This is a genomic window from Micromonospora sp. WMMD975 (assembly GCF_029581215.1).
Classification (GTDB): Bacteria; Actinomycetota; Actinomycetes; order Mycobacteriales; family Micromonosporaceae; genus Micromonospora.
On the sequence record NZ_CP120739.1, the window covers coordinates 1,876,002 to 1,897,642 of the forward strand.

Here is a 21,641-nt window from a genome sequence, read left to right on the forward strand (position 1 = left end):
CGACAAATCAGGCCCTCATGACCGTCAACTTCATGATCACCAGGGCAGGGCAGGGCAGGGCAGGGCAGGGCAGGGCAGGGCAGGGCAGGGCAGGGCAGGGCAGGGCAGGGCAGGGCAGGGCAGGGCAGGGCAGGGCAGGGTGGGGCGGGCGGGCAGGGAAAAGGGGTGGGCGGGGGTGGCGGGGTGGGTTACCGTTGCGGGTATGCAGAGTTGGCGAACCATCACCGCCGCGACCGCGCGAGCTTTCCGCTCGCCGGTTGCCGCCGCCTGACCTGCCTCACCCATCGCCGGCGACCGGAAACGGTCCGCCGGCTTTGTCGTGTCACGCCACCGCTGCGGACCGTCCGGACGCCCATACCCGGAAGGCGCCCGCCATGACATCCGACGAGATCACCCGCATCTTCGAAGACCACTACCACCGCCTCGGTCACCGGGACGCGCCGGAGAGTTCCCTGCTGCCGCCGCCGGGCGACCCGGTGCTGTTCACCACGTCCGGCATGCACCCGCTCACGCCGTACCTGCTGGGGCGCCCGCACCCCGGCGGACGGCGACTGGCGAACGTGCAGCGGTGCCTGCGCACCACCGACCTGGACGAGGTCGGCGACCGTACCCACCTGACCGCGTTCCAGATGCTCGGCTCCTGGTCGCTTGGCGACTACGACATCGCGACCAGCCTGCGCTGGGGCTTCGAGCTGCTCACCGACGGCTACGGCATCCCGGCGCGGAAGCTGCACGCGACGGTCTTCGGCGGCGACGACCACCTCGACCCGGACGCGACCGCATGGGACACCTGGACCGCGCTCGGCGTGCCGGTGGAGGCGCTGGGCGAGGAGAACTGGTGGTCCAACGGGCCGACCGGCCCCTGTGGGCCGGATTCGGAGATCTTCGTGTGGACCGGTGACGGCCTGCCGACCGGCCGCCCGAGCGGCGACGACCGCTGGGTGGAGGTGTGGAACCACGTGCAGATGAGCCATCACCGCCACCCCGACGGTCGGCTCACTCGGCTGCCGCTGACCAGCATCGACACCGGGATGGGGCGGGAGCGGCTGGAGATGGTGCTGCGCGGCGACCGGTCCGTCTTCACCGGCGACGGGTTGGGCCCGTGGGCGGGCGCGGTCCGCGACCGGTGGGACCTGGCCGGCACGGACCTGCGCGTGGTCGCGGACCACCTGCGCGCCGCGGTGGTCGTGCTCGGCGACGGGGTACGCCCGGGCAACACCGGCCGGGGGTACGTGCTGCGCCGGCTGCTGCGCCGTGCGCTCACCGTGCTGTGGCGCGACGACCCGACGCGGAGCCTCGGCGACCTGCCGGTGACCCTCCACGCGGACACGATGCGCCGGTTCCGCCAGCCGGTCGACCCGGGCCCGCTGCCCGAGCTGCTGTGCGACGAGGAGCACCGGTTCCGCGGGCTGCTGCGGCGCGGCCGACCTCTCGTCGACCGGGTCCGGGCGCGGGGTCCGTTGACCGAACGCGACTACCACTGGCTGCACGACACCCACGGGCTGCCCCGCGACCTGGTCGACGGCCTGCTCGCCGACGCCGGTTGAGCGGTGGCCGGCCCGCCCGACCGGTGCCAGACTCGACAGCACACGTCGCGGCGAGGGAAGAGGACCCATGACCGGGTACGAGGTGCGGACGGACGAGGAGACGGTGTCGTTGCTCGGCACCGAGGTGCGCATCGTCGACCCGGCCGGGCTGCTCGCCGCCGCCGCGGACGGGCCGGTGGAACTGCTGGCCGGCGCGGACTTCCCCACCCCGGTGCGGGAGGTCCGCTGCACCGTGCGTGCCGACATCGCCGACGGGCAGCCGGTGCACCGCTTCGAGGCGTACCTGCGGGTGGAGGCCGCGCCGGCCGGTCTGCTCGCCCTCGGGCTGGCCGGGCCGGTCGGTCTGCTGCTCGCCGAGCGGCTCGCCGCGGGCGGGGACGGCCCGGCCGCCGCGGTGGGCCGGGCGGCGGCCGGTGCGGGCCGCCGGCTCGGGCTGCGCCCCGCCGGCGCCGCGCTCGTCGCGCCGCCACGCGACCCGGCCGGCCGGGAGGTGTTGCGCGCCGCCGAGGCCGCCGGCCTGCGTCCCCGCGTGGACCAGGACAACGGCACGGTACGCATCCGCGTCGACGTGCCGAGCGCCGACGTCGGTCCGGAGCACCTGCGCGCGCTGCTCGGCGTGGTGTTCCAGGCCGTCCGCGAGTTGACCGGCGACAACGTGGAGCCGACCGTGTTGCGCGGGCGGACGTACCTGGTGGGGCGGCGAACGGTGGCGGTGGCCGGGCCGCGCAGCGCGACGGTGACCCTCGACCAGGTCGGCGGCCTGGCCGACGTGGTCGCGCGGTTCCGCGAGGTGGCGGTGTCGTTCCGGCATCCGCAGGCGATGGCCCGCTGGGGCGCGCGCCGGCCGCAGGGCATCCTGATGTACGGCCCGCCGGGCACCGGCAAGACCATGCTTGCCCGGGCCCTGGCGAACGAGGTCGGCGCGGACTTCGTGGAGATCCGCACCCCGGAGATCCTGGACAAGTTTCTCGGCGGCTCGGAGCGCAACATCAAGCGCATCTTCCGCGACGCCCGCCGCTACCGCCGGCCCACCGTGATGCTCTTCGACGAGTTCGACTCGATCATCAGCTACGCGGGCGCGGGCGGCGACGCGGCGAGCCAGGCGGTCAACGCGGTCGCCGGCATCTTCAAGCAGGAGATGAACACGCTGTTCGAGGAGAACCCCGACGTCATCGTGGTGGCCACCACCAACTTTCCGCAGCGTGTCGACGCCTCGCTGATCCGCTCCGGCCGCTTCGACCTGAAGATCGCCATTCCGGCGCCGGACGAGTCCGGCCGCGCGGAGATCCTCACCAAGATGATCCGGGAGCTGATCGACCGGCACGAGCGGCCCGGCTTTCGGATGTTCGCCGCCGACGTGGACCCCGCCGCCCTCGCCGTGGACACGGCCGGGCTCACCGGCGCGGACCTGCGCGAGGCGTTACGCCGGGTGCAACTCGCCAAGGCACTACGGGAGGCCACGGAGGGCGCGCCGCCGGCCCCGATCGACCAGGGCGACCTGCGGGAGGCCGTTGCCGGGCTGGGCCGCGGCTGACGACCACGGCGGCGGGACCCGGTGGTGTCCGGGTCCCGCCGGTTGGGGGGTGTCGGTCAGATGCCGTAGATGAATTGGATGTCTACCGGGCCGGCGCTGTTGGTGTTGCGGAGGTAGACGGTGTTGTTGTCGGGGCGGCGGACGCCGGGGGTGTCGGTGTTGTCGTTGTTCCAGTCGCCGGTGACGGGGATGTCGCCGGATCCGCCGTGGCCGTAGATGAACTGGTGGTCGGTGGTGGTGGTGCCGTTGGTGAGGTACCAGGTGGAGTTGCTGGGGCGGAAGACGCCGGGGGTGTCTGTGCCGTCGTTGTTCCAGTCACCGGCGACGGGTTGGTCGCCGGAGGGTCCGTGGCCGAATTTGAATTCGTAGTCGGTGTTGTTGGTGGCGGTGGTGGTGCCGTTGGTGAGGTACCAGGTGGAGTTGCCGGGGCGGAAGACGCCGACGGAGTCGTAGCCGTCGTTGTTCCAGTCGCCGGCGACGGGGATGTCGCCGGATCCGCCGTGGCCGAAGATGAACTGGGCGTCGGTGGTGGTGGTGCCGTTGGTGAGGTACCAGGTGGAGTTGCCGGGGCGGAAGACGCCGACGGTGTCCTTGCCGTCGTTGTTCCAGTCACCGGCGACGGGGATGTCGCCGGAGGGTCCGTGGCCGAATTTGAAGACGCGGGTGGCGTCGCCGCTGTTGGTGTCGCGGAGATAGAAGGTGGAGTTGGAGGGGCGGTAGACGCCGACGGTGTCGGTGCCGTCGCCGTTCCAGTCACCCGACACCGGAATGTCCTCCGGGGACACGTCCTCCAGGATGTTGTCGTAGCGGACCGGGGTGTAGAGGCCGGCGTAGCTGGAACTCCAGGTGCGCTCGATGGTGTCCGCGCTGCCCGTCTGCTCGATGACCACCGGCTCGGTGTGCGCGGAGTTGCCCCACTTCACGAACAGCGCCACGTGGTTCTCGCTGGGGTCACCGGTGTGCCGGAGCAGAGCGTCGCCCGGCGCCAGGTCGGCGCGTGGGATCGTGTGCGACCGGGTGTCCAGGTTTCCGGTCCAGAAGGAACTTCCCGATCCGCCGAGACCCCACGCCATCGCGACGAAGCCCGAGCAGTCGGTGCGGTAGTCACCGTACTGGTTCTTGTAGCAGCGACTCTGGCTGTAGGGGACGCCACCCACGCTGAGCCAGCTTCGGGCCCGGCTGACCGCGTCCGACCGACGCATGTCCTTGTCCGAGCCGTTGCTGTCGCAGGGCACCGGTGTGGTGCTCACCGCGGCGGCCGCCCCCTGACGCGGGGACAGGCCGGGGTACTCGGGCAGCGCCGGGTCGCCCGGCACGGTGGTGGCGGCCAGGCGCGCCGCCGTGCTGTCGAGCGCGGCCGATGCCGGCATCGGCATCGCGACCACGGTCGCGGCCAGCACGGCCACCGGCACCAGGGTACGGCGCGCCAGTGACGCGCGCCGTCGAGCGGATGAGTGCAATGTGTTCTCCTCCCGTGTCGGCGAGCTGCCGCCCGCCTGCTGACGAGTGTGGAGAGCGCTCCTGACGTACCGCTGGAGGGACAGAACCTGTAGTGGACCTCGTACTACGATCCGTCCGAACACGGGGGAGTCAGAAATGGACGATCGTAGACATGAGGGCCTGGGTGACCTGTTGCGGAGCGCGCGGGTCGGCCGTGGCCTGACCCAGGCCGACCTCGCGGACCAGGCGGGGGTCAGCGTCGGTGTGGTACGCGACCTCGAACAGGGGCGCAGCGGGAGGCCGCGGGGCCGCTCACTGCGCGCCCTCGCGGACGCGTTGGGGCTGCACCACGAGGACCGCGAGCGGTTCACCCAGCTCGCCCGGCCGCCGCAGCGCGCCCGGGTCGAGGCGCCCGGCCCGGCCCGACTTTGGGCGCTGGGGCCGCTGCTCGTCACCCGTGCCGGTCGGCCCGTCAATCTCCGCGCCGGCCGGCACCGTGTCGTGCTGGCCCGCCTCGCGCTGGAACCCGGCCGGCCGGTCAACCGGGACGAGCTGATCCACCTGCTGTGGGGGGAGCGGCCACCGCCGTCGGCGGCCAACGTGGTGCAGACCCATGTGAGCCGGATCCGTCGTCTGCTGGAGCCGAGGCGCCAACCCGACCCGACGCCCACGGTGACCCTCGACTCGGGTGGCTACCGGCTGCACGTCGACGGCGAGCAACTCGATCTCGTGGCCTACCGGTCCCGCGTGGCCGAGGCCGCGGCGCCGACCATCCCGCCCCGACGCGCCTTCGACCTGCTCCTCGACGCCTCCACCATGTGGCGCGGTGACGACGTCGTCCAGGACGTGCCGGAACTCTCCGGGGACCCGCTGGTCACGGCACTGGCCGAGGAACGCGTGGAGATCGCCGTCCGGCTGGCGCGACTCGGGGAGGTGGTGGGCGAACAACGCCAGGTCCTCCCACTCCTGCGCCGCCTGGCCGGGCGGTACCCGTGGCACGAGTCGCTGCACGCGCGGTTGGTGGTCGCGCTCGCGGCCTGCGGCCAGCAGGCCGCCGCGATCGAGGCGTTCGAAAGCGTCCGCCGCCGGCTCGCCGACGAACTGGGCATCGATCCCGGCGCCGAGCTGGTCGAGGCCCGGCAGGCCGTGGTCAGCGGAGAGCACGTTCGCGCTGCCGGCACCTCTTCGGTGAGCGGCGGTGCGGTCACGCCGCGGCAGACCCCGGCGCCACCGGCGGACTTCTGCGGACGCGCCGACGAACTCCGGGGGATCGAGCGGGCGCTGCGCTATCCGCGTGGCGGATCACCCGCCGTCCACGTCATCTCCGGCATGGCCGGTGTCGGCAAGACCAGCCTCGCCCTGATGGCGGCCTGGGAGGTGCGCCGCGACTTCCCGGACGGTCAGCTCTACATCGACCTGCGTGGCAGCGACGACCGGCCGGTACCGGTGGCGTACGCCCTGGCCCGGCTGCTGCGGGCGCTCGGCGTCGAGGCGCGGTCCGTCCCCGGCGACGAGCGGGAGGCCGCCGCGCTCTACCGGAGCGTCCTCGCCGACCGGCGGGTGCTTGTCGTGCTCGACAACGCGCACAACGCCGCCCAGGTCCGCCTGCTGCTGCCGGGTCCGGGCGGAAGCGCGGTGCTTGTCACCAGTCGTAACCGGTGCGAGGAGTTGGACGGCGCCGGCGCGACGCCCCTGGCGGTGTTCACGCCGACGGAGGCACTGGGCCTGCTGCGGGCAGCGCTGGGGGAGACCCGCGTCCGGACCGAGCGTCGGGACGCCGAGGCGCTGGTCGAGGCGTGCGGCCGGTTGCCGATCGCGGTGCGGCTGGTGGCGGGCCGGTTGGCGGGCCGCCGAGAGAGCATGATCGCCGAGGTGGTGCGGGGACTCACCGACGAGCGGTCGCGGCTCGCCCGACTGAGCCTCGGCGACCGCACCGTGACGAGCAGCTTCGCGATCAGTTGCCGTGACCTGCCGCCGACGGCGGCCGAGGTGTTCGGCACGGCCGCGCTGATCCCGGGGGAGAGCTTCTCGGCCGACGCGGTCGCCGCGCTGCTCGGCGTCGAGCCGCGGGCCGTCCGCGCGGCGCTCGACCACCTCGTCGCGGAGAACCTGCTCCAGCCCGGCGACGCGGACCGTCGCTACCGCTACCACGACCTGCTGCGACTCTATGCGCTGCGGGACGGTGAGACCCGGGGGGCATCCGTCGACCGCGCCGCCGCGCTGGGCCGCCTCTACACCTGGTATCTCGCGCGGACCGCCTCCGCGATGAGCCTGGTCTACGCCGACATGGTGCGGTTGCCGATCGACGTCGAGCCGACACCGTACCCGTTCCCCGACGTCGATGCCGCGACGGCGTGGCTCGGCGAGGAGGTGGGCAACCTCATCGCCGCCGTCGAAGCCGCACCGGCGGACGGGCACGGCGCACGGTCGTGGGAGCTGGCCGACCAGCTCCGCGGCTACTTCTTCGTCTCGGGCGACCTGGTCGCCTGGCTCGCGAGCGGGGCGGCCGGGCTGGCCGCCGCGCAGGCCGCGGGTGACGTGCGGGCCCAGGCCGCCATGCACCAGACCATCGGGCAGGCGCACTGGGCGGCCGGCAAGCACCACCTCGCCGCCGACGACTACCGCCGGGGCATCGCCGCCGCCCGCGCCAGCGGCTGGCACGTCGGCGAGGCATACCTGTCGCACAACCTCGGGCTCGTCCAGGCCGAGCTGGGTCGGCCCGCCGAGGCACAGGAGCTCTACCAGCGGGCACTGGATCTCGGCGGCGGTCCGGAGTTCCATCACGTGCGGGCGGTGACGTTGAACGACCTGGGCACCCTGTGCCACGAACGGGGGCAACTCACCGAGGCGGCCGACCACCTGAAGGCGGCCCAACGGTTGAACGAGAGGTCGGCGCGGCACCTGTCGGCGATGGCGAACCGGCACAACCTGGCGATGGTCCTGCGGCAGATGGAAGACTTCGAGCCGGCCCGTGCCCACTTCGAAGCCGCGCTCGACTACTACCGACGTACCGGCTCGACCCTGCGCGAGCTGTCGGTGCTCGACGAGCTGAGCCAACTCGACCGCCAGTTGCACGAATGGGTGCCCGCGGTGAACAACGCCGCCGAGGCGTTGCGGCTCGCTCGCAAACAGCGCAACCTGCGGGCCGAGGCGGCCACCCTCAACACCCTGGGGTACGCGTTGCTCGGCAGCCGCGCCGTCGAGGAGGCCCAAGCCCGGTTCATCGAGAGTCTGTCGATCAGCCGGAGCCGCGGCTTTCAATACTTCGAGTGCCAGTCGACCATCGGCGTCGCCGAAGCGGCCCTGCTGAGCGACGCCGCCGAGCAGGCATATCGGGCCGGGACGGAGGCGCTCCGGATCGCCTCGCGCAACGCCTACCGGCCACTGCACGCCGACGCCCTCATCGTGCAGGCCCGAGCGGCGATCTGTCTGGGTGAGACGGAGACGGCCGGTCGGCACGGCAAGGCGCTTCGCGAATTGCTCGGGACGACGCCGCTACCGGACCGGGAGCGCGCCTGCGAGGCGATCGAGGCGCGGTTGGCCCGGTCACCACGGCGGCGGGACCCGGTGGTGTCCGGGTCCCGCCGGTTGGGGGGTGTCGGTCAGATGCCGTAGATGAATTGGATGTCTACCGGGCCGGCGCTGTTGGTGTTGCGGAGGTAGACGGTGTTGTTGTCGGGGCGGCGGACGCCGGGGGTGTCGGTGTTGTCGTTGTTCCAGTCGCCGGTGACGGGGATGTCGCCGGATCCGCCGTGGCCGTAGATGAACTGGTGGTCGGTGGTGGTGGTGCCGTTGGTGAGGTACCAGGTGGAGTTGCTGGGGCGGAAGACGCCGGGGGTGTCTGTGCCGTCGTTGTTCCAGTCACCGGCGACGGGTTGGTCGCCGGAGGGTCCGTGGCCGAATTTGAATTCGTAGTCGGTGTTGTTGGTGGCGGTGGTGGTGCCGTTGGTGAGGTACCAGGTGGAGTTGCCGGGGCGGAAGACGCCGACGGAGTCGTAGCCGTCGTTGTTCCAGTCGCCGGCGACGGGGATGTCGCCGGATCCGCCGTGGCCGAAGATGAACTGGGCGTCGGTGGTGGTGGTGCCGTTGGTGAGGTACCAGGTGGAGTTGCCGGGGCGGAAGACGCCGACGGTGTCCTTGCCGTCGTTGTTCCAGTCACCGGCGACGGGGATGTCGCCGGAGGGTCCGTGGCCGAATTTGAAGACGCGGGTGGCGTCGCCGCTGTTGGTGTCGCGGAGATAGAAGGTGGAGTTGGAGGGGCGGTAGACGCCGACGGTGTCGGTGCCGTCGCCGTTCCAGTCACCCGACACCGGAATGTCCTCGAGACGAGGGGCGGGGACATTCCAGAGGCTGTCGACGATGATCTGCGCGTCCGATGCCTGCGCCTGGTAACGGTCGGGATAGGCCGACACCTGCACCGCCTGGCAGACCTCGCCGATCGGGGCGCTGGCCCAGCTCCCGCTGGGATACTTCCGCACCATCGCGTCGAGGAAGGCGTTCGTGGCGTAGTCCGGGTTCAGCCGCTGCGCCCGGGTGCCCCACCACTCCTGCTGCTGGAACAGGCCGAGGCTGGTGTGGTCCACCTCCTCGCTGATGTTCTGCAGGTGGGTCTCGACGATCACGGTGGTGATCGCGATGACCGCCGCGCGGGAGGAGAGCCCTCGGTCCCGCACCGCCTCGACCACCTCCCGGGCGCAGGAGACGCGATACGCCGACATGTAGCCGCGCATGTCGGCGTTCAACCGCGAGTTGAGCTGGGTCGCGAGCGTACCGTCGGCCCCGGTGGGACCGTCGGGGTCGCACGCCGCGGTCTGGTAGAGCGCGGTGAGCGGGGCGAGCGCCGGCGGCAGGTCCGGCGCCGGGGCCGCCTCCGCGGCGAGGGCGGGGGATGCGCCGATCAGCGTGGCCAGCGCGAACGCGGCGCAGATGGGCGATACTTTCGAGAGAACGTTGTCCACAGGTGGTAATCCGTTCGCCGAGGAATCCAACTACCGGCCGGGTCCGGGTCGACCCGGCCTGCGGTCAGACTCAGGCACGCCCCTGACGGACGGCTGGCACCTGACTTCCCGGACCGATCCCGTATCCGGGTACGACGGAAGGAACCCCGTTGTCGTCGTCCGACCTGCTGCTGTCTCGCCGTGACCTGGCGTTCCTGCTGTACGACTGGCTGGACGTGACCCGGCTGACCGAACGGCCCCGCTACGCCGAGCACTCCCGGGAGACGTTCGACGCGGTGCTCGACCTCGCCGCACGGGTCGCCGCCGAACGCTTCGCCCCGCACAACCGCGCCGCCGACACGAGCGAACCCACCGTCGACGGCGGACACGTGCGCACCATCCCGCAGGTCAAGGCCGCGCTGGAGGCGTTCGCCGGCACCGGCCTGTTCGCCGCCACGCTCGACGAGTCGGTCGGCGGGATGCAACTCCCGCACGCGGTGGCCGCCGCCACGTTCGCCTGGTTCCAGGCCGCCAACGTGGGCACCTCGGCGTACCCCTTCCTCACCCTCGGCAACGCCAACCTGCTGCTCGCCCACGGCAGCGCTGAGCAGGTCGACACCTGGGTCCGCCCGATGGTGGCGGGCCGGTTCTTCGGCACCATGTGCCTGTCCGAGCCGCAGGCCGGCAGCTCCCTGGCCGACCTCACCACCCGCGCCGAGCCGCAGGACGACGGCACCTACCGGCTCACCGGCACCAAGATGTGGATCTCCGCGGGGGACCACGAGCTGGCCGAGAACATCGTCCACCTGGTGCTGGCCCGCATCCCCGGCGGGCCGCCCGGCGTGAAGGGCCTGTCCCTGTTCGTCGTACCCAAGGTGCTCCTCGACGACGACGGCGCGCTCGGCCCGCGCAACGACGTGGTGCTGGTCGGGCTCAACCACAAGCTCGGCTACCGGGGCACCACGAACACGCTGCTGACCTTCGGCGAGGGCGTGCACCGGCCGTACGGGCGGGCCGGCGCGGTCGGCTACCTGGTCGGCATGCCGCACCACGGGCTGGCGCTGATGTTCCACATGATGAACGAGGCGCGCATCGGCATCGGGGCCGGCGCCACCGCGCTCGGCTACACCGGCTACCTGAAGTCCGTCGCGTACGCCCGGCAGAGGCCGCAGGGCCGCCCGGTGGCCGACAAGGACCCCACCGCGCCGCAGGTGCCGATCATCGCCCACCCCGACGTACGCCGGATGCTGCTGGCCCAGAAGAGCTACGTGGAGGGCGCGCTCGCGCTCGTCCTCTACTGCGGACGGCTGCTCGACGAGGAGAAGACCGCGCCCGCCGAGGCCGACCGGGAGCGGGCGCACCTGCTGCTGGAGCTGCTCACCCCGATCGCCAAGAGCTGGCCGTCTCAGTGGTGCCTGGCCGCCAACGACCTGGCCATCCAGGTGCACGGCGGGTACGGCTACACCCGCGACTACGACGTCGAGCAGCACTGGCGGGACAACCGGCTCAACGCCATCCACGAGGGCACCCACGGCATCCAGGCCCTCGACCTGCTCGGCCGCAAGGTCACCATGCGCGACGGCGCGGCGCTGGAACTGCTGCTGGAGACCATGCGGGCCACCGCCGACCGGGCCTGGAAGGCGGACGGGTTCGCCGCCGACCTGGCCGGGCGGCTCGCCACGGCGGTGGACCGGATCGCGGTGGTGACGCGGCGGTTGTGGGCACCCGGTGACCCGGAGCTGGCGCTGGCGAACGCTTCGGTCTATCTGGAGGCGGTCGGGCACGTGGTGATCGCGTGGATGTGGCTGGAGCAGGTGCTGGCGGTGGAGGCGTCGGGGTCACCGGCGGACGAGTTCTGCGCCGGGAAGCGGGCGGCGGCGCGCTACTTCTACCGATGGGAGCTGTCCACGGTGACGGCCCAGTTCGACCTGTTGGAGAGCCTGGACCGCACCACGCTGGACATGCGGGAGACGTGGTTCTGAGCGGATGAGGTGGCGGCGCGAGGGCTGGGCCGCCTGGGAACTTCATACTGTCACTAGCATGATAACGGTCACCCCGATCGCGATGACGCCTATCGTCTCCCCAATGATTGCCGCCATCAAGATGAGCGCCTTCTTCTTGTTTTGATTCTGGACCGCGCCCAATAATATTAGCTGGCTATTTGCGACAGCCCGAACCGCCTCACTCTTCGGGGCGCCCCAATATTTGTCTGTCAGGTGTTCCTTGAAGGCAGCTGGGGCGACGGTCATCGACTTCATGGGTGCATTGCTGTACACCGCCACGACGGCCGAGAGGAGGAACGCCGTGGCGGCGACAGAGATCGGAACCCATGCTCCTCCGGGAAGCGCGTAGGCGGGACGTTGAGCAACGAGGGCCGAAAGTGCCAGCAGTAACGTCGTGAGAGTACCTGCGGAGGTGATCACGGCGAGCCCGCGGGTTTCAAGAGAGGCTTTCGTCGCGCGCTCGGTGGTCAACTGCTTCTCGATGAATGAGGAAACCACATCGCCGGCCGACTCGCTACTCACGCGTCTTGTCCTCTGTTGGATGCGATTTACGACCGGCCTAAAACTTCACCGGCGGGTCGTCTCGGGTCGGCGATGGCGGAATGGGTGGATATGTTGGCGGTGGTGATGATGGAGGAGCTGGAGGAGGCGGGGGCGGTTCTTTCCTGTCAGTCATTCGGTCTCACTGCGTCCTTAAGAGATCCGAGGCGCTTGCCGGCTGATTCTTCCATCCGGGAATTTGAGCTGCTGTCGGATCATCGACAGATGTTCCGCCTTCCAGGGTGCATTGCCAGATGACGTGGCCGGTCGTGCGGTCGTGGAGGGCGCGATACATGCGGGGAGACGTGGTTCTGAGTGGGCGGTGCCGAAATTCGGCTCTGTCCACGCTGGGTGCCGTGACTGCACCGGCTGATGGTGGATCGCCGGGAAGTCCGCGGTGCGTTGGCATCCCCGCCGGTCAGCCGACCGGAAACTCTTCGGTGCCCAGCACGCGCAGCAGGTCGAGGCGCTCGCGGGACCCGGCGTCGGCGGGCGTCAACACCAGCAACTCCTGGCCCAGGTCGGGGGTCACCAGCGTCTCGCAGTCCAGCGCGATCGGCCCGACGCGGGGGTGCACGAACGTCTTGCGATCCGCCCGCCGTACGCCGACCTCGTGCTCGGCCCACAGCCGTCGGAACTCGGGGCTCGCCGCCTCCAAGCGGGCGATCAGGCCGGTCACCGTCGGGTCGCCCGGACGTCGGCCGGCAACGGCGCGCAGATCCGCCACCATCTGGCGGGAATGACCCTCCTGCTCCTCGGGCGGGTGGAAGGGGCGGGAGTGGGGTTCGGCGAACCAGCGGTATGCGAGATATCGCCGATCACCGGTGAAACCGGTGTGATCGCCGGTCAGCAGCTTGGCGGTCGGGGTCTGCGCCAGCACCTCTCCCAGGTCGGACACGACAAGCGCGGCCGTGTCGCCCAGCAGGTCCAGCATGCGGAGCAGGCCCGCGCGGGCGAGTCGGGCCACGCCGTCCGCAGGTGGGGGCTGGTGGCCGGCCAGGCGGAACAGGTGGTCGCGCTCGTCGTCGGACAGGCGCAGAGCGCGGGCCAGGGCGCCCAGCAGTTGCGTGGAGGGCTGGCTGCTGCGGCCCTGCTCAAGGCGTACGACATAGTCCACCGACATGCCGGCCAGCATCGCGACCTCCTCACGCCGCAGGCCCGGTATGCGGCGGCGGGGACCGTCGGCGATGCCCACGGCGGCGGGACGGATGGCCTCGCGGCGGCGGCGCAGGAAGTCGGCAAGTTGCTCACGCTGCATGTTCTCCATGTTCCCCGGCGACTGCCCCGCGTGCGAGGGTCGAAGCAGGGAGTGGCGCTCCCACGATGAGCGGTCCGCTCCCGGCCGTCGGCAACCGGGAGCAGAGTGGGGACATGCGGAAACGAACGTTGGGAACGACAGGTCCGGCCGTCGGCGCGTTGGGTCTGGGCGCGATGGGGATGACAAGCGGTGTGTACGGCGTCTCCGACCGTGCCGAGAGCATCGCGACCGTGCATGCGGCGCTGGAGGCAGGGCTCACGCTTATCGATACCAGTGACCACTACGGCGCCGGGCACAACGAGATGCTGCTGGCCGAGGCGCTGCGCGGTCGGCCGCGGGAAAGCTACGTGCTGAGCGTCAAGTTCGGGGCGCTCCTGGCACCGGGGGGCGGCTTCCTCGGACAGGACAGCCGGCCCGTGGCGGTGAAGAACTTCCTGATCCACTCGATGACCCGGCTGGGTGTCGACTACGTCGACATCTATCGGCCGGCGCGACAGGACCCGGACGTGCCGATCGAGGACACGGTGGGCGCGATCAAAGAGATGATCGAGGCCGGATACGTGCGGCACGTGGGCCTTTCCGAGGTGCGCGCCGAGACGATCCGCCGGGCGTACGCCGTGCACCCGGTCGCCGACCTGCAGATCGAGTACTCGCTGATCTCGCGCGGGGTGGAGACCGACGTACTGCCGACGCTGCGAGAGCTGGGTGTCGGGATGACCGCGTACGGCGTCCTGGGCCGAGGACTGATCTCCGGGCACTGGAAGAGCGCCGCACCGCGGCCGGGCGACAACCGAAGCCGGATGCCACGGTTCTCGGGCGACAACGTCGAGCACAACCTGACCCTGGTGGAGGCGCTGCGGCGGGTGGCCGAGCAGAAGGGCTGCACCGTGGCCCAACTGGTGATCGCGTGGGTGGCAGCCCAGAGCGACCATATCGTCCCGCTCGTCGGCGCCCGTACCCGCGATCGCCTGAACGAGGCCCTGCCCGCCGCCGACCTGACACTCTCCGCGGACGACCTGGCCGAGATCGAGAAAGCGGTGCCGGCCGGCTCGGCACACGGCGACCGCTACCCCGCCGCGATGATGGCCAACCTCGGCGCCGGCAACTGACGCCGGCCGGGCGGGATCCCGGTGCTCGCCCCACCGCCACCGCGCGTGAGCCCGGCAGTCTGGCGGCGGGCGACGGAACGCCTATGGCATAGGGTCGGATCGATGAGTCAGGTCGAGTCGACGATGCGGTTTCGTGCCGCCGACGGTAGTGAGCTGCCGTTGCTGGTCTTCGAGCCGGGCGACGGCACGCAACCTCGCGCGGGCGTCGTCCTGTTCCACGGCGGCGCCCTGCGCGAGGGATCGGCGGCCGGGCTCGCCCCGCACTGCCGGCGATTGGCCGCGCACGGGATCTTCGCCGTCTCCGCCGGGTATCGGCTACTCGGTCGTGGCGCGGTCAGCATCGACGACTGCCTCGCCGACGTGCGGCTCGCGGTCGAGCGGTTCGGCCTGCTGGCCGCGTCGCGCGGGCTCGAAGCGCGCCACCTGGCCTCGGGCGGCAGTTCGGCCGGGGCTCATCTCGCGCTCGTCGCGGCGATGAGCGTGGAGTCGTCCGCCGCGGCACCGGGGCCGGGCGTCGCGGGCGTGGTCGCCCTCAATCCCGCAGGACTGGATCTGCGCTCCCTCGACCCGGCCGTGCGCCGCCGCCTCGAACAGCAGATCGGCATCGCGCCGGGCCGGCTGGCCGAGTATTCGCTCATTGAATTCGTGCGGACGGGGCATCCGCCGATGCAGATCCACCACGGCACCCGCGACGAGGTCGAGCCGATCGACGTGGTGCGGCGGTTCCGGGACGCGATGGCGGGAGTCGGCAACGAGTGCACGCTTATCGAGTACGCACACGCCGGACACGGCTTTCACTACCCGGGCCACGGCGGTCATTTTGGCGACGTCATGGACGCCGCCGCGCAGTTCCTCCTCGACCGGATCGCCGGGCGACGATCTCATTGACGCCTTTCGCGGGTGCATTACCAGCCGGAGAGGCCGTGTCGTGCGGTCATGGTGGGCGCGATGAGCCTGCTGAGCGAGTACCGTCGATGGTGGCGGCACTCCGGAGCAGCAGCCGGTGGCCGGCCGTTACCTGGGAGGCGATGATGACCGATTCCGCAACCTTCGGTGCCCGCCTCCGCGCCTTCCGGGAGCGCGCCGGCAAGACCCGGGCTGTCCTGGGTGGACTCGTCGGTCGCAGCGCCGAGTGGGTCAAGGCCCTGGAGAACGGCCGCCTTCTCCCGCCCCGACTGCCGATGCTTCTCCGGCTGGCCGAGGTGCTGGACATCTCCGACCTGGCGGACCTGACCGGTGACCAGTCGTTGCCGGTGGCATCGGTGACGCGCGCCGGCCACCCTGACATCGACGCCGTAGCCTCCGCCATGCAGCGGTCAGCGACGGCGACCGGTGAGCCTACGCGGGTCGACATACTGCAAGGACTGGTCGACCAGGCGTGGAAGCTGTGGCACCGATCGACCGTCGAGCGCTCGGCCGTCGCCGGCGTGCTGCCCAGCCTGCTGGCCGACGCGCAGCGGAGCGTCCGGCACTTGGCGGGGCAGGAGCGCCGGCAGGCCCTCATCGAGCTGGCGCGCGTCTACCACCTTGCGCAGCTGTATCTGGCCCACCAGCCGTACCCGGAGTTGGTGTGGGTCGCCGCGGACCGGGCCATGAGGGCGGCTCAGGACGCCGACGATCCTGCGGCGATCGCGGTGGCCGCCTGGTACTACGCGCACGTCTACCGAGGCTCCAACCAGGTTGACCTCGCCGAGCATCTGCTGCTCGACGCCGCAGCTCCGCTCGACCCGGCTCGGGGTGGGGAAGAGCTGGCCCGGTGGGGGCAGGCGCAGCTCGGCGTCGCGCTGGGACACAGCAAGGCGGGCAGGGCGGGTCAGGCGTGGCGAGCATGGGACGCGGCTGAGCATGCGGCGAGCCGGCTCGGTAGCACGTATGCCCACCCGTGGCTGATGTTCGGGCCGGCAGCGTGCGCGGCGTACGCCGTCACGATCGAGACGGACCTGTGTCGGCCCGGCGAGGCGGTCAGGCGGGCCGACAGCGCGAACTACTCGGCGCTGCCGTCGCACACCCGACGTGCCGCCGCGCTGATCGACGCCGCGCGGGCGCATCTGCTTGACCGAGGCGAGGTGGCGGCGATCCATCTGCTCGGCCGCGCGCTGCGAGAAAGCGTCGACACGGTGCGGCACAACCCCTACGCCCGGGCAGCCGCTCTCGAACTGTCGAACCGTCCGGGCACGGTCGGGGAAGATGCGCGTGAGCTGGCGCTCGCGATCGGGATGCAGGGGTAGCCCTCCCTCGGGTACAAACTCTCCCCGCCGGCACTCCTCACTATTCGTAACGTCAAAGTCACTTGCGACGGTGACGTCTCAACGTAGACCGGTTGAGGAGTCCGTGTCGCGTCCCTGAACGTGAGCGAGGGAGCGAAAGCGGTGACGTGGTCGGGTGCGGTCAAGCTGTCGCGATTGTTGCATCGGCGGTCGGTGTTGCCGTCGTCTTCCGGGCAGCGACATCAGGAACGCGAACAGAGGGCGGCGCAGCAGCGGCTGCTCGACCAGGCGCGGCAACTGCGTGAGGCGCGCTCGGCCGAGCAGCCGGAGCATGCGGAGTGAGTGCGCCCGAGCGGTTGATCCCGGCTGGCGGCGTACCTCTGTTGGCAGATGGCGCGGGCGGGCGTGGCCCGCTTTCTGGGGGTGCGGGGGTGAGCGCGCACGGGCCGGTGTTGCCGGTCTGGACGTGCGGTGGGTGCGACGGACCGTGGCCGTGCGCGACGCGGCGGCGGGAGTTACGGGAGGAGTTCGAGGGTGCGCCTTTTTCCTTTGGCGTTGTACATGGGCGCGCAGTTCGTGCGGGCGACGGCGGACCTGGGTTGGGCACCGGCCGGGGCGTTGCACCGGCGCTTCCTGGGGTGGTTGCGGTGAGCGTGTTGCGGGCGGGGGATGAGAAGTTCCACTACAGCGACGGGTCGCATCGGTGGATCGCGCCGGGGCCGGACTACGACCAGGCGGTGTGGGGCGAGCAGGTGCGCCAACACAAGCTGGGTAGACCGGTCCGCCGCAGGAACGGTCCGTCAGGTGCCGGTCATGCGTATCCGTTCCTGCGCCTCGAAAAACTCGTCGCCGTACCGAAGGACCCAGTCGACGAGCGCGCGCATCGGTCCGTCGGCGAAGGTCCGCCCCAGAGGCGTCAACGCATAGTCGACGCGCGGGGGCGCCTCGGCGTAGGACGTCCGCTCGACCAGGCCGCCGGCGACGAGCCGGTGGAGCGACTCGGTGAGCGCCTTGTCACTGATGCCGCCGATGTTGGCGCGTAGCGCGCGGCGGCGCTGCGGGCCGACGGTGAGAGCGGCAAGCACCACCGGATCCCACTGATGCGTGAACAGGTCCGTTCCCATCCGCAGCCGGCAGTCCGCCACGAAGTCGTAGCACCCGCCATCGTCGTCACGAGACATCCGGCCATCGTGCCATCGCCGACGCGCACCTGGCGGTGTGTGACGTTCCGATCGGTTCGCGCCGGTCTCGCTACGGTCCGAGGCCATGCGTATCGGAATCCTCGGCACCGGAACTCTCGCCACAGCGCTCGCCACCGCCTGGACCCGGGCCGGACATGACATCAGCATCGGCGGTCGCTCGCCCGAGCGTACGGAGGCCGCGGCGACGGCATCGGGAGCTCGGGCCCGACGGCTGCCCGAGATCTCCGCGAACGCCGACGTCGTCCTTCTCTCCGTGCACTGGGAGGGCATCGCCGAAATCCTCACGGCCGCCGGCGCGCCCGCCGGATCGCTTGTCGGAAAAGCACTTATTGATCCCACGAACGCGGTGGAGCACGGCATCGGCGTGCTGCGCACCGAACCCGGACGCGCGATCGCCCAGCACGTTGCCGAATTAGCCCCGGGCGCCCACGTGGTCAAGGCGTTCCACCTCTTTCCGTCGACACGCTGGACGACGCCCGGGTCGGAGCCGGCGACGGTCGCGATGTGCGGGGACGATCCACGATCACTGGAACTCGTCGGCTCGCTCGTACGCGATGTCGGAGGCGTTCCCGCCGTCGTGGGCGGGCTGGACCGGGCACGCCAACTGGAGGAGGCGGCCGGTTTCGTCATCGCGCTCGCCTTCGCCGGCGTCGACCCGCAGTCGGCCATCCCGGCGGTTCCGTAGGCGGCGTCCGGGCCGGCGGCACGCCGGCGCGGCGGTTACGGTGGACGAGCAGAGGCGGTCGTCGCGGAGGGCGGAGCATGGAGCACGGCATTCGCGATGATCTGCTGCGCTGCCTGGCCGAGGCGGTCGGATCCGTCGCCGTCGGGCATCCGACGCGGGTGGCCGTCGACGGACCGCCCGCCGCCGGCAAGACCACGCTCGCCGACGAGTTGGCTGCGGTCCTGCGCGAGCAGGGCCGCGACGTCATCCGCGCGACTGTCGACGACTTTCTGGTCCCGCGGGCGCGGCGCTATCCGCGCGGTGAGTTCTCGGCCGAGGGCTGCTACCGCGACGCCCACGACCACGGCGCGTTGAACCGGGTCCTGCTCGATCCACTCGGGCCCGGGGGAGACCGACGCTTCCAACACGCGGTCTACGACCACGCTGGGGACACCGTGCTGTCCCCGCCGATCCGGACCGCGCCGGCCGACGCGGTGCTGCTCTTCGACGGTGTCTTCCTCATGCGCCCGGAACTGATCGACCGGTGGGACCTGCGTGTCCTCGTGTCGACCGCGCTCGACACCATCGTGGAGCGTGCCGTGATCCGGGAGCGCCAGGTGTCCGCCCGGGCCGAGGTCGAGCGGCGCTGGCGCGAGCGGTACATCCCCGCCCAGCAGCTCTACGTCGCCACGGCCCGCCCGACCGCGTACGCCGACATCATCGTGCACAACGACGAACCGCGGCGGCCGGCCTGGGAGATCCGCTGACCGCGATCAGGTCAGCTCGATCTCCACGAGCGGGCTTCCGGCGAGCCAGCTCTCCAGGCTGCCGGCCCAGTCCAGCGTCGGGACGATCTCCCCGAACACGCGGGCCCGTTCGTCCGGGTCGGTCACCGCGCGCCCGCGTACCGGAAGGTCCAGGCCGGTCAGGTGCAGCGTGAACGCGGGATGCGCGAGCAGGTTGGCGTACCAGTCACGCGCGCCCGGGCTACCGGTCAGCCAGTAGCGGCCGGCGGCCCGGTAGCGCCAGATCTCCATTCGCTTCGGCTGGCCGCTGCGCCGCCCGATGGTGGTGATGTCCACCGTCTGCTGCCGATCCAGTGCCCGCCGCGCCTCGTCCGTCACCGACATGCGCCGATGATCCGACCTCGACCGGGCTTCACGTCAAGGCGCGGGTTCCAGCACGACCACCGGGATCTCGCGGCTGGTCTTCCGCTCGTAGTCGGCGAAGCCCGGGTACGCGGCCTTCTGCGCGCTCCAGATCCGTTCCCGCTCGTCCCCGTCGGCGACCCGGGCGACCAGCTCGACCGTGTCCGTGCCGATCTCCGCCCGGACCCGCGGCTGGGCGCGCACGTTGTGATACCAGTCGGGATTGGTGGGCGCGCCGGCCTTGGACGCGAACACGGCCCAGCCGCCGTCGAGCTTCTGGTACATCATCGGATGTACGCGAGGCTGGCCGCTCTTCGCGCCGACGGTGTGCAACAGCAGCAGCGGCGCGCCGGCGAACTGGCCGCCCACCTGGCCGCCGTTGGCACGGAACTCCTCGATGATCTTGTCGTTCCAGTCGCTCACGACTACTCCTTGCCCCATGAACCGGCCCCGTGAACCCTATCCTGACGTTGTCGACCGAGGCACGGCGGGAAACGGGTGATGATGGGGCAACCAACACTCTTCCTGACTGTCGGGCTCCCCTGCACCGGAAAGACCACATCCGCTCGACGCATCGAGATCGAGCGGAAGGCGCTTCGCCTCACGAAGGACGAATGGGTGAAGGCTCTCTACGGGCACGACAACCCGCCGTCGGCTTCGGATGTGATCGAAGGGCGGCTCATCCAGATCGGGCTGCGCGCCCTCGAACTCGGCACCAACGTGGTGATCGACTTCGGCCTCTGGAGTCGGGCCGAGCGTTCCGCCCTGCGGCAGGCCGCGGCGGACCTCGGCGCGACGGTGGAGATGCGCTACTTCGCGCTCACCGCGGCCGAACAGCGCAGACGACTCGACAGGCGCCAAGCCGAAGCGCCGCACACGACGTGGCCCATGTCCGACGAGGAACTCGCCGCGTGGGCCGCCGCCATCGAGATCCCCACGCCCGGCGAACTCGACGGCAGCGAACCGATCGGTGACCCGCCGGCCGGGTTCGCGACGTGGCACGAGTGGCGCACCCACCGCTGGCCGCCGTCGGTCTCCTGACTGCCCGTCACTCGTACCCCATGGCGGTGATGATCGTGCCGAGCGCTGCCCTGACGTATTCGCGGGTCTCGTCGTCGAACTGGTTGTCGCGGTGCGCAAGCTTGTGCGACTGGAACGTGGCGGCGGTGACGGCGTCGTCCACTCCGAGCTGTGCGAACAGGGCGCGGCGCTGACCCGGCCAGTCCGCGGCGAGATCCTCCGCCTTCACCTCGACGTACCGCCTGCCGGTGAGGTCGACCGTGTTCCTCCAGGTGAGCCACCGGTGGTAGACCGCCGTGAGGTAGGCGAGCGCGCCGTCGACCGTGGGTGGCGCCCACGGCTGGGCCAGGTGGGACGCGAGCACGGCGAGCGGGTGCCGTTTGATGTGCACGATCGTCGCCTCGGGCACCAGCTCCCAGAGGAAATCCATGCACAGCAGGTTGAACGGTGTCTTCTCGCACCAGGTCGGCTTGCCCGCGTCGACGGCTGCCCCGCCGAACATGGTATCGACCAGGTCACGCAGGATGCCGAGCAGTTCGTCCCGGTCGCGGAAATGCCGGGGGAGTATCCGCCGCCGGCTGGGCGGCGCGAACGGTCCGGCGGGCCGGTCGGCGTCGCCGAAGCCTTCCGCGGGCGTGGGTTCGTCGTACGCGCACGCGACCAACCGTGGCCAGAGCCGGTGCACCGCGTCCCGGTAGCGCCGCTCGCCGACCAGTTCGGGGACGGTACCGCCACGGTCGTCGCGCCGGCCGGGGATTCGTACGGTGAGCAGGTCGCTGAGCCGGTGCAGGGCGTCCTCACCGACGATCGGGTCGTACCGGTGGGTGAGCGCGTCGGCCAGGTCCCGTAGGCCACCCGGGTCGACGATGAACCGGGTCTCCATCGGAATCCGGTGGATCAGCGGGTGTTCGCCGATGATGTCGGCGATCCGTGACGTCCCCGAACGGCCCGTGCCGGCGACGAAGACCGGTGCGGGGGTAGGCATGGCAAGCAGTCAAAGCCTCAACCTGGTGACCGTGCAAGTCACTTTGC

At 71.0% G+C, this 21,641-nt stretch carries 19 protein-coding genes; 11 read left to right on the forward strand and 8 right to left on the reverse strand.

Translation table 11 applies throughout. From position 1 onward, the window contains the following. Positions 1-374 precede the first annotated feature (374 nt). Entirely contained in the window at positions 375-1,547 is a 1,173-nt protein-coding gene (locus O7613_RS07895; protein ID WP_282293007.1) for an alanine--tRNA ligase-related protein, read from the forward strand. A gap of 67 nt (positions 1,548-1,614) precedes the next feature. Then, positions 1,615-3,081: an ATP-binding protein gene (locus tag O7613_RS07900; protein ID WP_282293008.1), complete on the forward strand. Its 1,467-nt coding sequence runs from the start codon at positions 1,615-1,617 to the stop codon at positions 3,079-3,081. A 56-nt stretch (positions 3,082-3,137) separates the two neighbouring features. On the opposite strand, the gene O7613_RS07905 is transcribed toward O7613_RS07900, so the two are convergent. Next, positions 3,138-4,487 carry a hypothetical protein gene (locus O7613_RS07905; protein ID WP_282293009.1) on the reverse strand — a complete coding sequence of 450 codons (1,350 nt, stop codon included), beginning with the start codon at positions 4,485-4,487 and terminating at the stop codon, positions 3,138-3,140. A gap of 190 nt (positions 4,488-4,677) precedes the next feature. On the opposite strand from O7613_RS07905, the gene O7613_RS07910 reads away from it, so the two are divergent. Then, positions 4,678-8,136, forward strand: coding sequence for a BTAD domain-containing putative transcriptional regulator (locus O7613_RS07910; protein WP_282293010.1), 3,459 nt, complete (start codon positions 4,678-4,680; stop codon positions 8,134-8,136). Here O7613_RS07910 and O7613_RS07915 read toward each other — a convergent pair. Next, complete coding sequence (locus O7613_RS07915) at positions 8,124-9,479, reverse strand: VCBS repeat-containing protein (RefSeq protein ID WP_282293011.1); 1,356 nt, start codon at positions 9,477-9,479, stop codon at positions 8,124-8,126. The genes O7613_RS07910 and O7613_RS07915 overlap by 13 nt on opposite strands. 149 nt (positions 9,480-9,628) lie before the next feature. Here O7613_RS07915 and O7613_RS07920 point away from each other — a divergent pair, with 149 nt between their 5' ends. Continuing rightward, positions 9,629-11,440 (forward strand): acyl-CoA dehydrogenase, encoded by a 1,812-nt coding sequence (locus tag O7613_RS07920; protein WP_282293012.1) that lies wholly within the window; start codon positions 9,629-9,631, stop codon positions 11,438-11,440. A 42-nt stretch (positions 11,441-11,482) separates the two neighbouring features. Here O7613_RS07920 and O7613_RS07925 read toward each other — a convergent pair whose 3' ends face one another. Then, a complete protein-coding gene (locus O7613_RS07925) occupies positions 11,483-11,983 on the reverse strand; it encodes a hypothetical protein (RefSeq protein WP_282293013.1) in 501 nt (166 codons plus the stop codon). A 436-nt stretch (positions 11,984-12,419) separates the two neighbouring features. Further along, positions 12,420-13,259, reverse strand: a complete 840-nt coding sequence (locus O7613_RS07930) for a helix-turn-helix transcriptional regulator (protein WP_282293014.1) — start codon at positions 13,257-13,259, stop codon at positions 12,420-12,422. Positions 13,260-13,372: 113 nt separating this feature from the next. Between O7613_RS07930 and O7613_RS07935 the strand changes: the two genes are divergently transcribed. From O7613_RS07935 to O7613_RS07950, 4 genes are all read left to right on the forward strand, one after another. Then, positions 13,373-14,368, forward strand: coding sequence for an aldo/keto reductase (locus O7613_RS07935; RefSeq protein ID WP_282293015.1), 996 nt, complete (start codon positions 13,373-13,375; stop codon positions 14,366-14,368). A 102-nt stretch (positions 14,369-14,470) separates the two neighbouring features. Then, on the forward strand, positions 14,471-15,256 hold the full coding sequence (locus tag O7613_RS07940; protein ID WP_282293016.1) for an alpha/beta hydrolase: 786 nt from the start codon (positions 14,471-14,473) through the stop codon (positions 15,254-15,256). 143 nt (positions 15,257-15,399) lie between these two features. Next, entirely contained in the window at positions 15,400-16,596 is a 1,197-nt protein-coding gene (locus tag O7613_RS07945; protein ID WP_282294506.1) for a helix-turn-helix transcriptional regulator, read from the forward strand. A 120-nt stretch (positions 16,597-16,716) separates the two neighbouring features. After that, the gene (locus tag O7613_RS07950; RefSeq protein ID WP_282293017.1) at positions 16,717-16,917 is read left to right on the forward strand and encodes a hypothetical protein; all 201 of its coding nucleotides are present in this window, start codon (positions 16,717-16,719) and stop codon (positions 16,915-16,917) included. Positions 16,918-17,375: 458 nt separating this feature from the next. Here the strand turns inward: O7613_RS07950 and O7613_RS07960 are convergent, their stop codons facing one another. Further along, positions 17,376-17,756, reverse strand: a complete 381-nt coding sequence (locus O7613_RS07960) for a helix-turn-helix domain-containing protein (RefSeq protein ID WP_282293019.1) — start codon at positions 17,754-17,756, stop codon at positions 17,376-17,378. Positions 17,757-17,841: 85 nt separating this feature from the next. Between O7613_RS07960 and O7613_RS07965 the strand changes: the two genes are divergently transcribed. Together O7613_RS07965 and O7613_RS07970 are read left to right on the forward strand one after the other, a co-directional pair. Next, a complete protein-coding gene (locus O7613_RS07965) occupies positions 17,842-18,462 on the forward strand; it encodes an NAD(P)-binding domain-containing protein (protein ID WP_282293020.1) in 621 nt (206 codons plus the stop codon). Between the two features lie 77 nt (positions 18,463-18,539). Beyond that, positions 18,540-19,208 carry a uridylate kinase gene (locus O7613_RS07970; RefSeq protein ID WP_282293022.1) on the forward strand — a complete coding sequence of 223 codons (669 nt, stop codon included), beginning with the start codon at positions 18,540-18,542 and terminating at the stop codon, positions 19,206-19,208. A gap of 6 nt (positions 19,209-19,214) precedes the next feature. Here the strand turns inward: O7613_RS07970 and O7613_RS07975 are convergent, their stop codons facing one another. Next, positions 19,215-19,571 carry a nitroreductase/quinone reductase family protein gene (locus O7613_RS07975; RefSeq protein ID WP_281583400.1) on the reverse strand — a complete coding sequence of 119 codons (357 nt, stop codon included), beginning with the start codon at positions 19,569-19,571 and terminating at the stop codon, positions 19,215-19,217. Positions 19,572-19,604: 33 nt separating this feature from the next. Further along, the gene (locus tag O7613_RS07980; protein ID WP_281583399.1) at positions 19,605-20,012 is read right to left on the reverse strand and encodes a nitroreductase family deazaflavin-dependent oxidoreductase; all 408 of its coding nucleotides are present in this window, start codon (positions 20,010-20,012) and stop codon (positions 19,605-19,607) included. Between the two features lie 78 nt (positions 20,013-20,090). Between O7613_RS07980 and O7613_RS07985 the strand changes: the two genes are divergently transcribed. Next, entirely contained in the window at positions 20,091-20,630 is a 540-nt protein-coding gene (locus tag O7613_RS07985; protein WP_281590332.1) for an ATP-binding protein, read from the forward strand. A 7-nt stretch (positions 20,631-20,637) separates the two neighbouring features. Here O7613_RS07985 and O7613_RS07990 read toward each other — a convergent pair whose 3' ends face one another. Further along, positions 20,638-21,594: a sulfotransferase gene (locus O7613_RS07990; protein WP_282293025.1), complete on the reverse strand. Its 957-nt coding sequence runs from the start codon at positions 21,592-21,594 to the stop codon at positions 20,638-20,640. Positions 21,595-21,641: the final 47 nt, after the last annotated feature.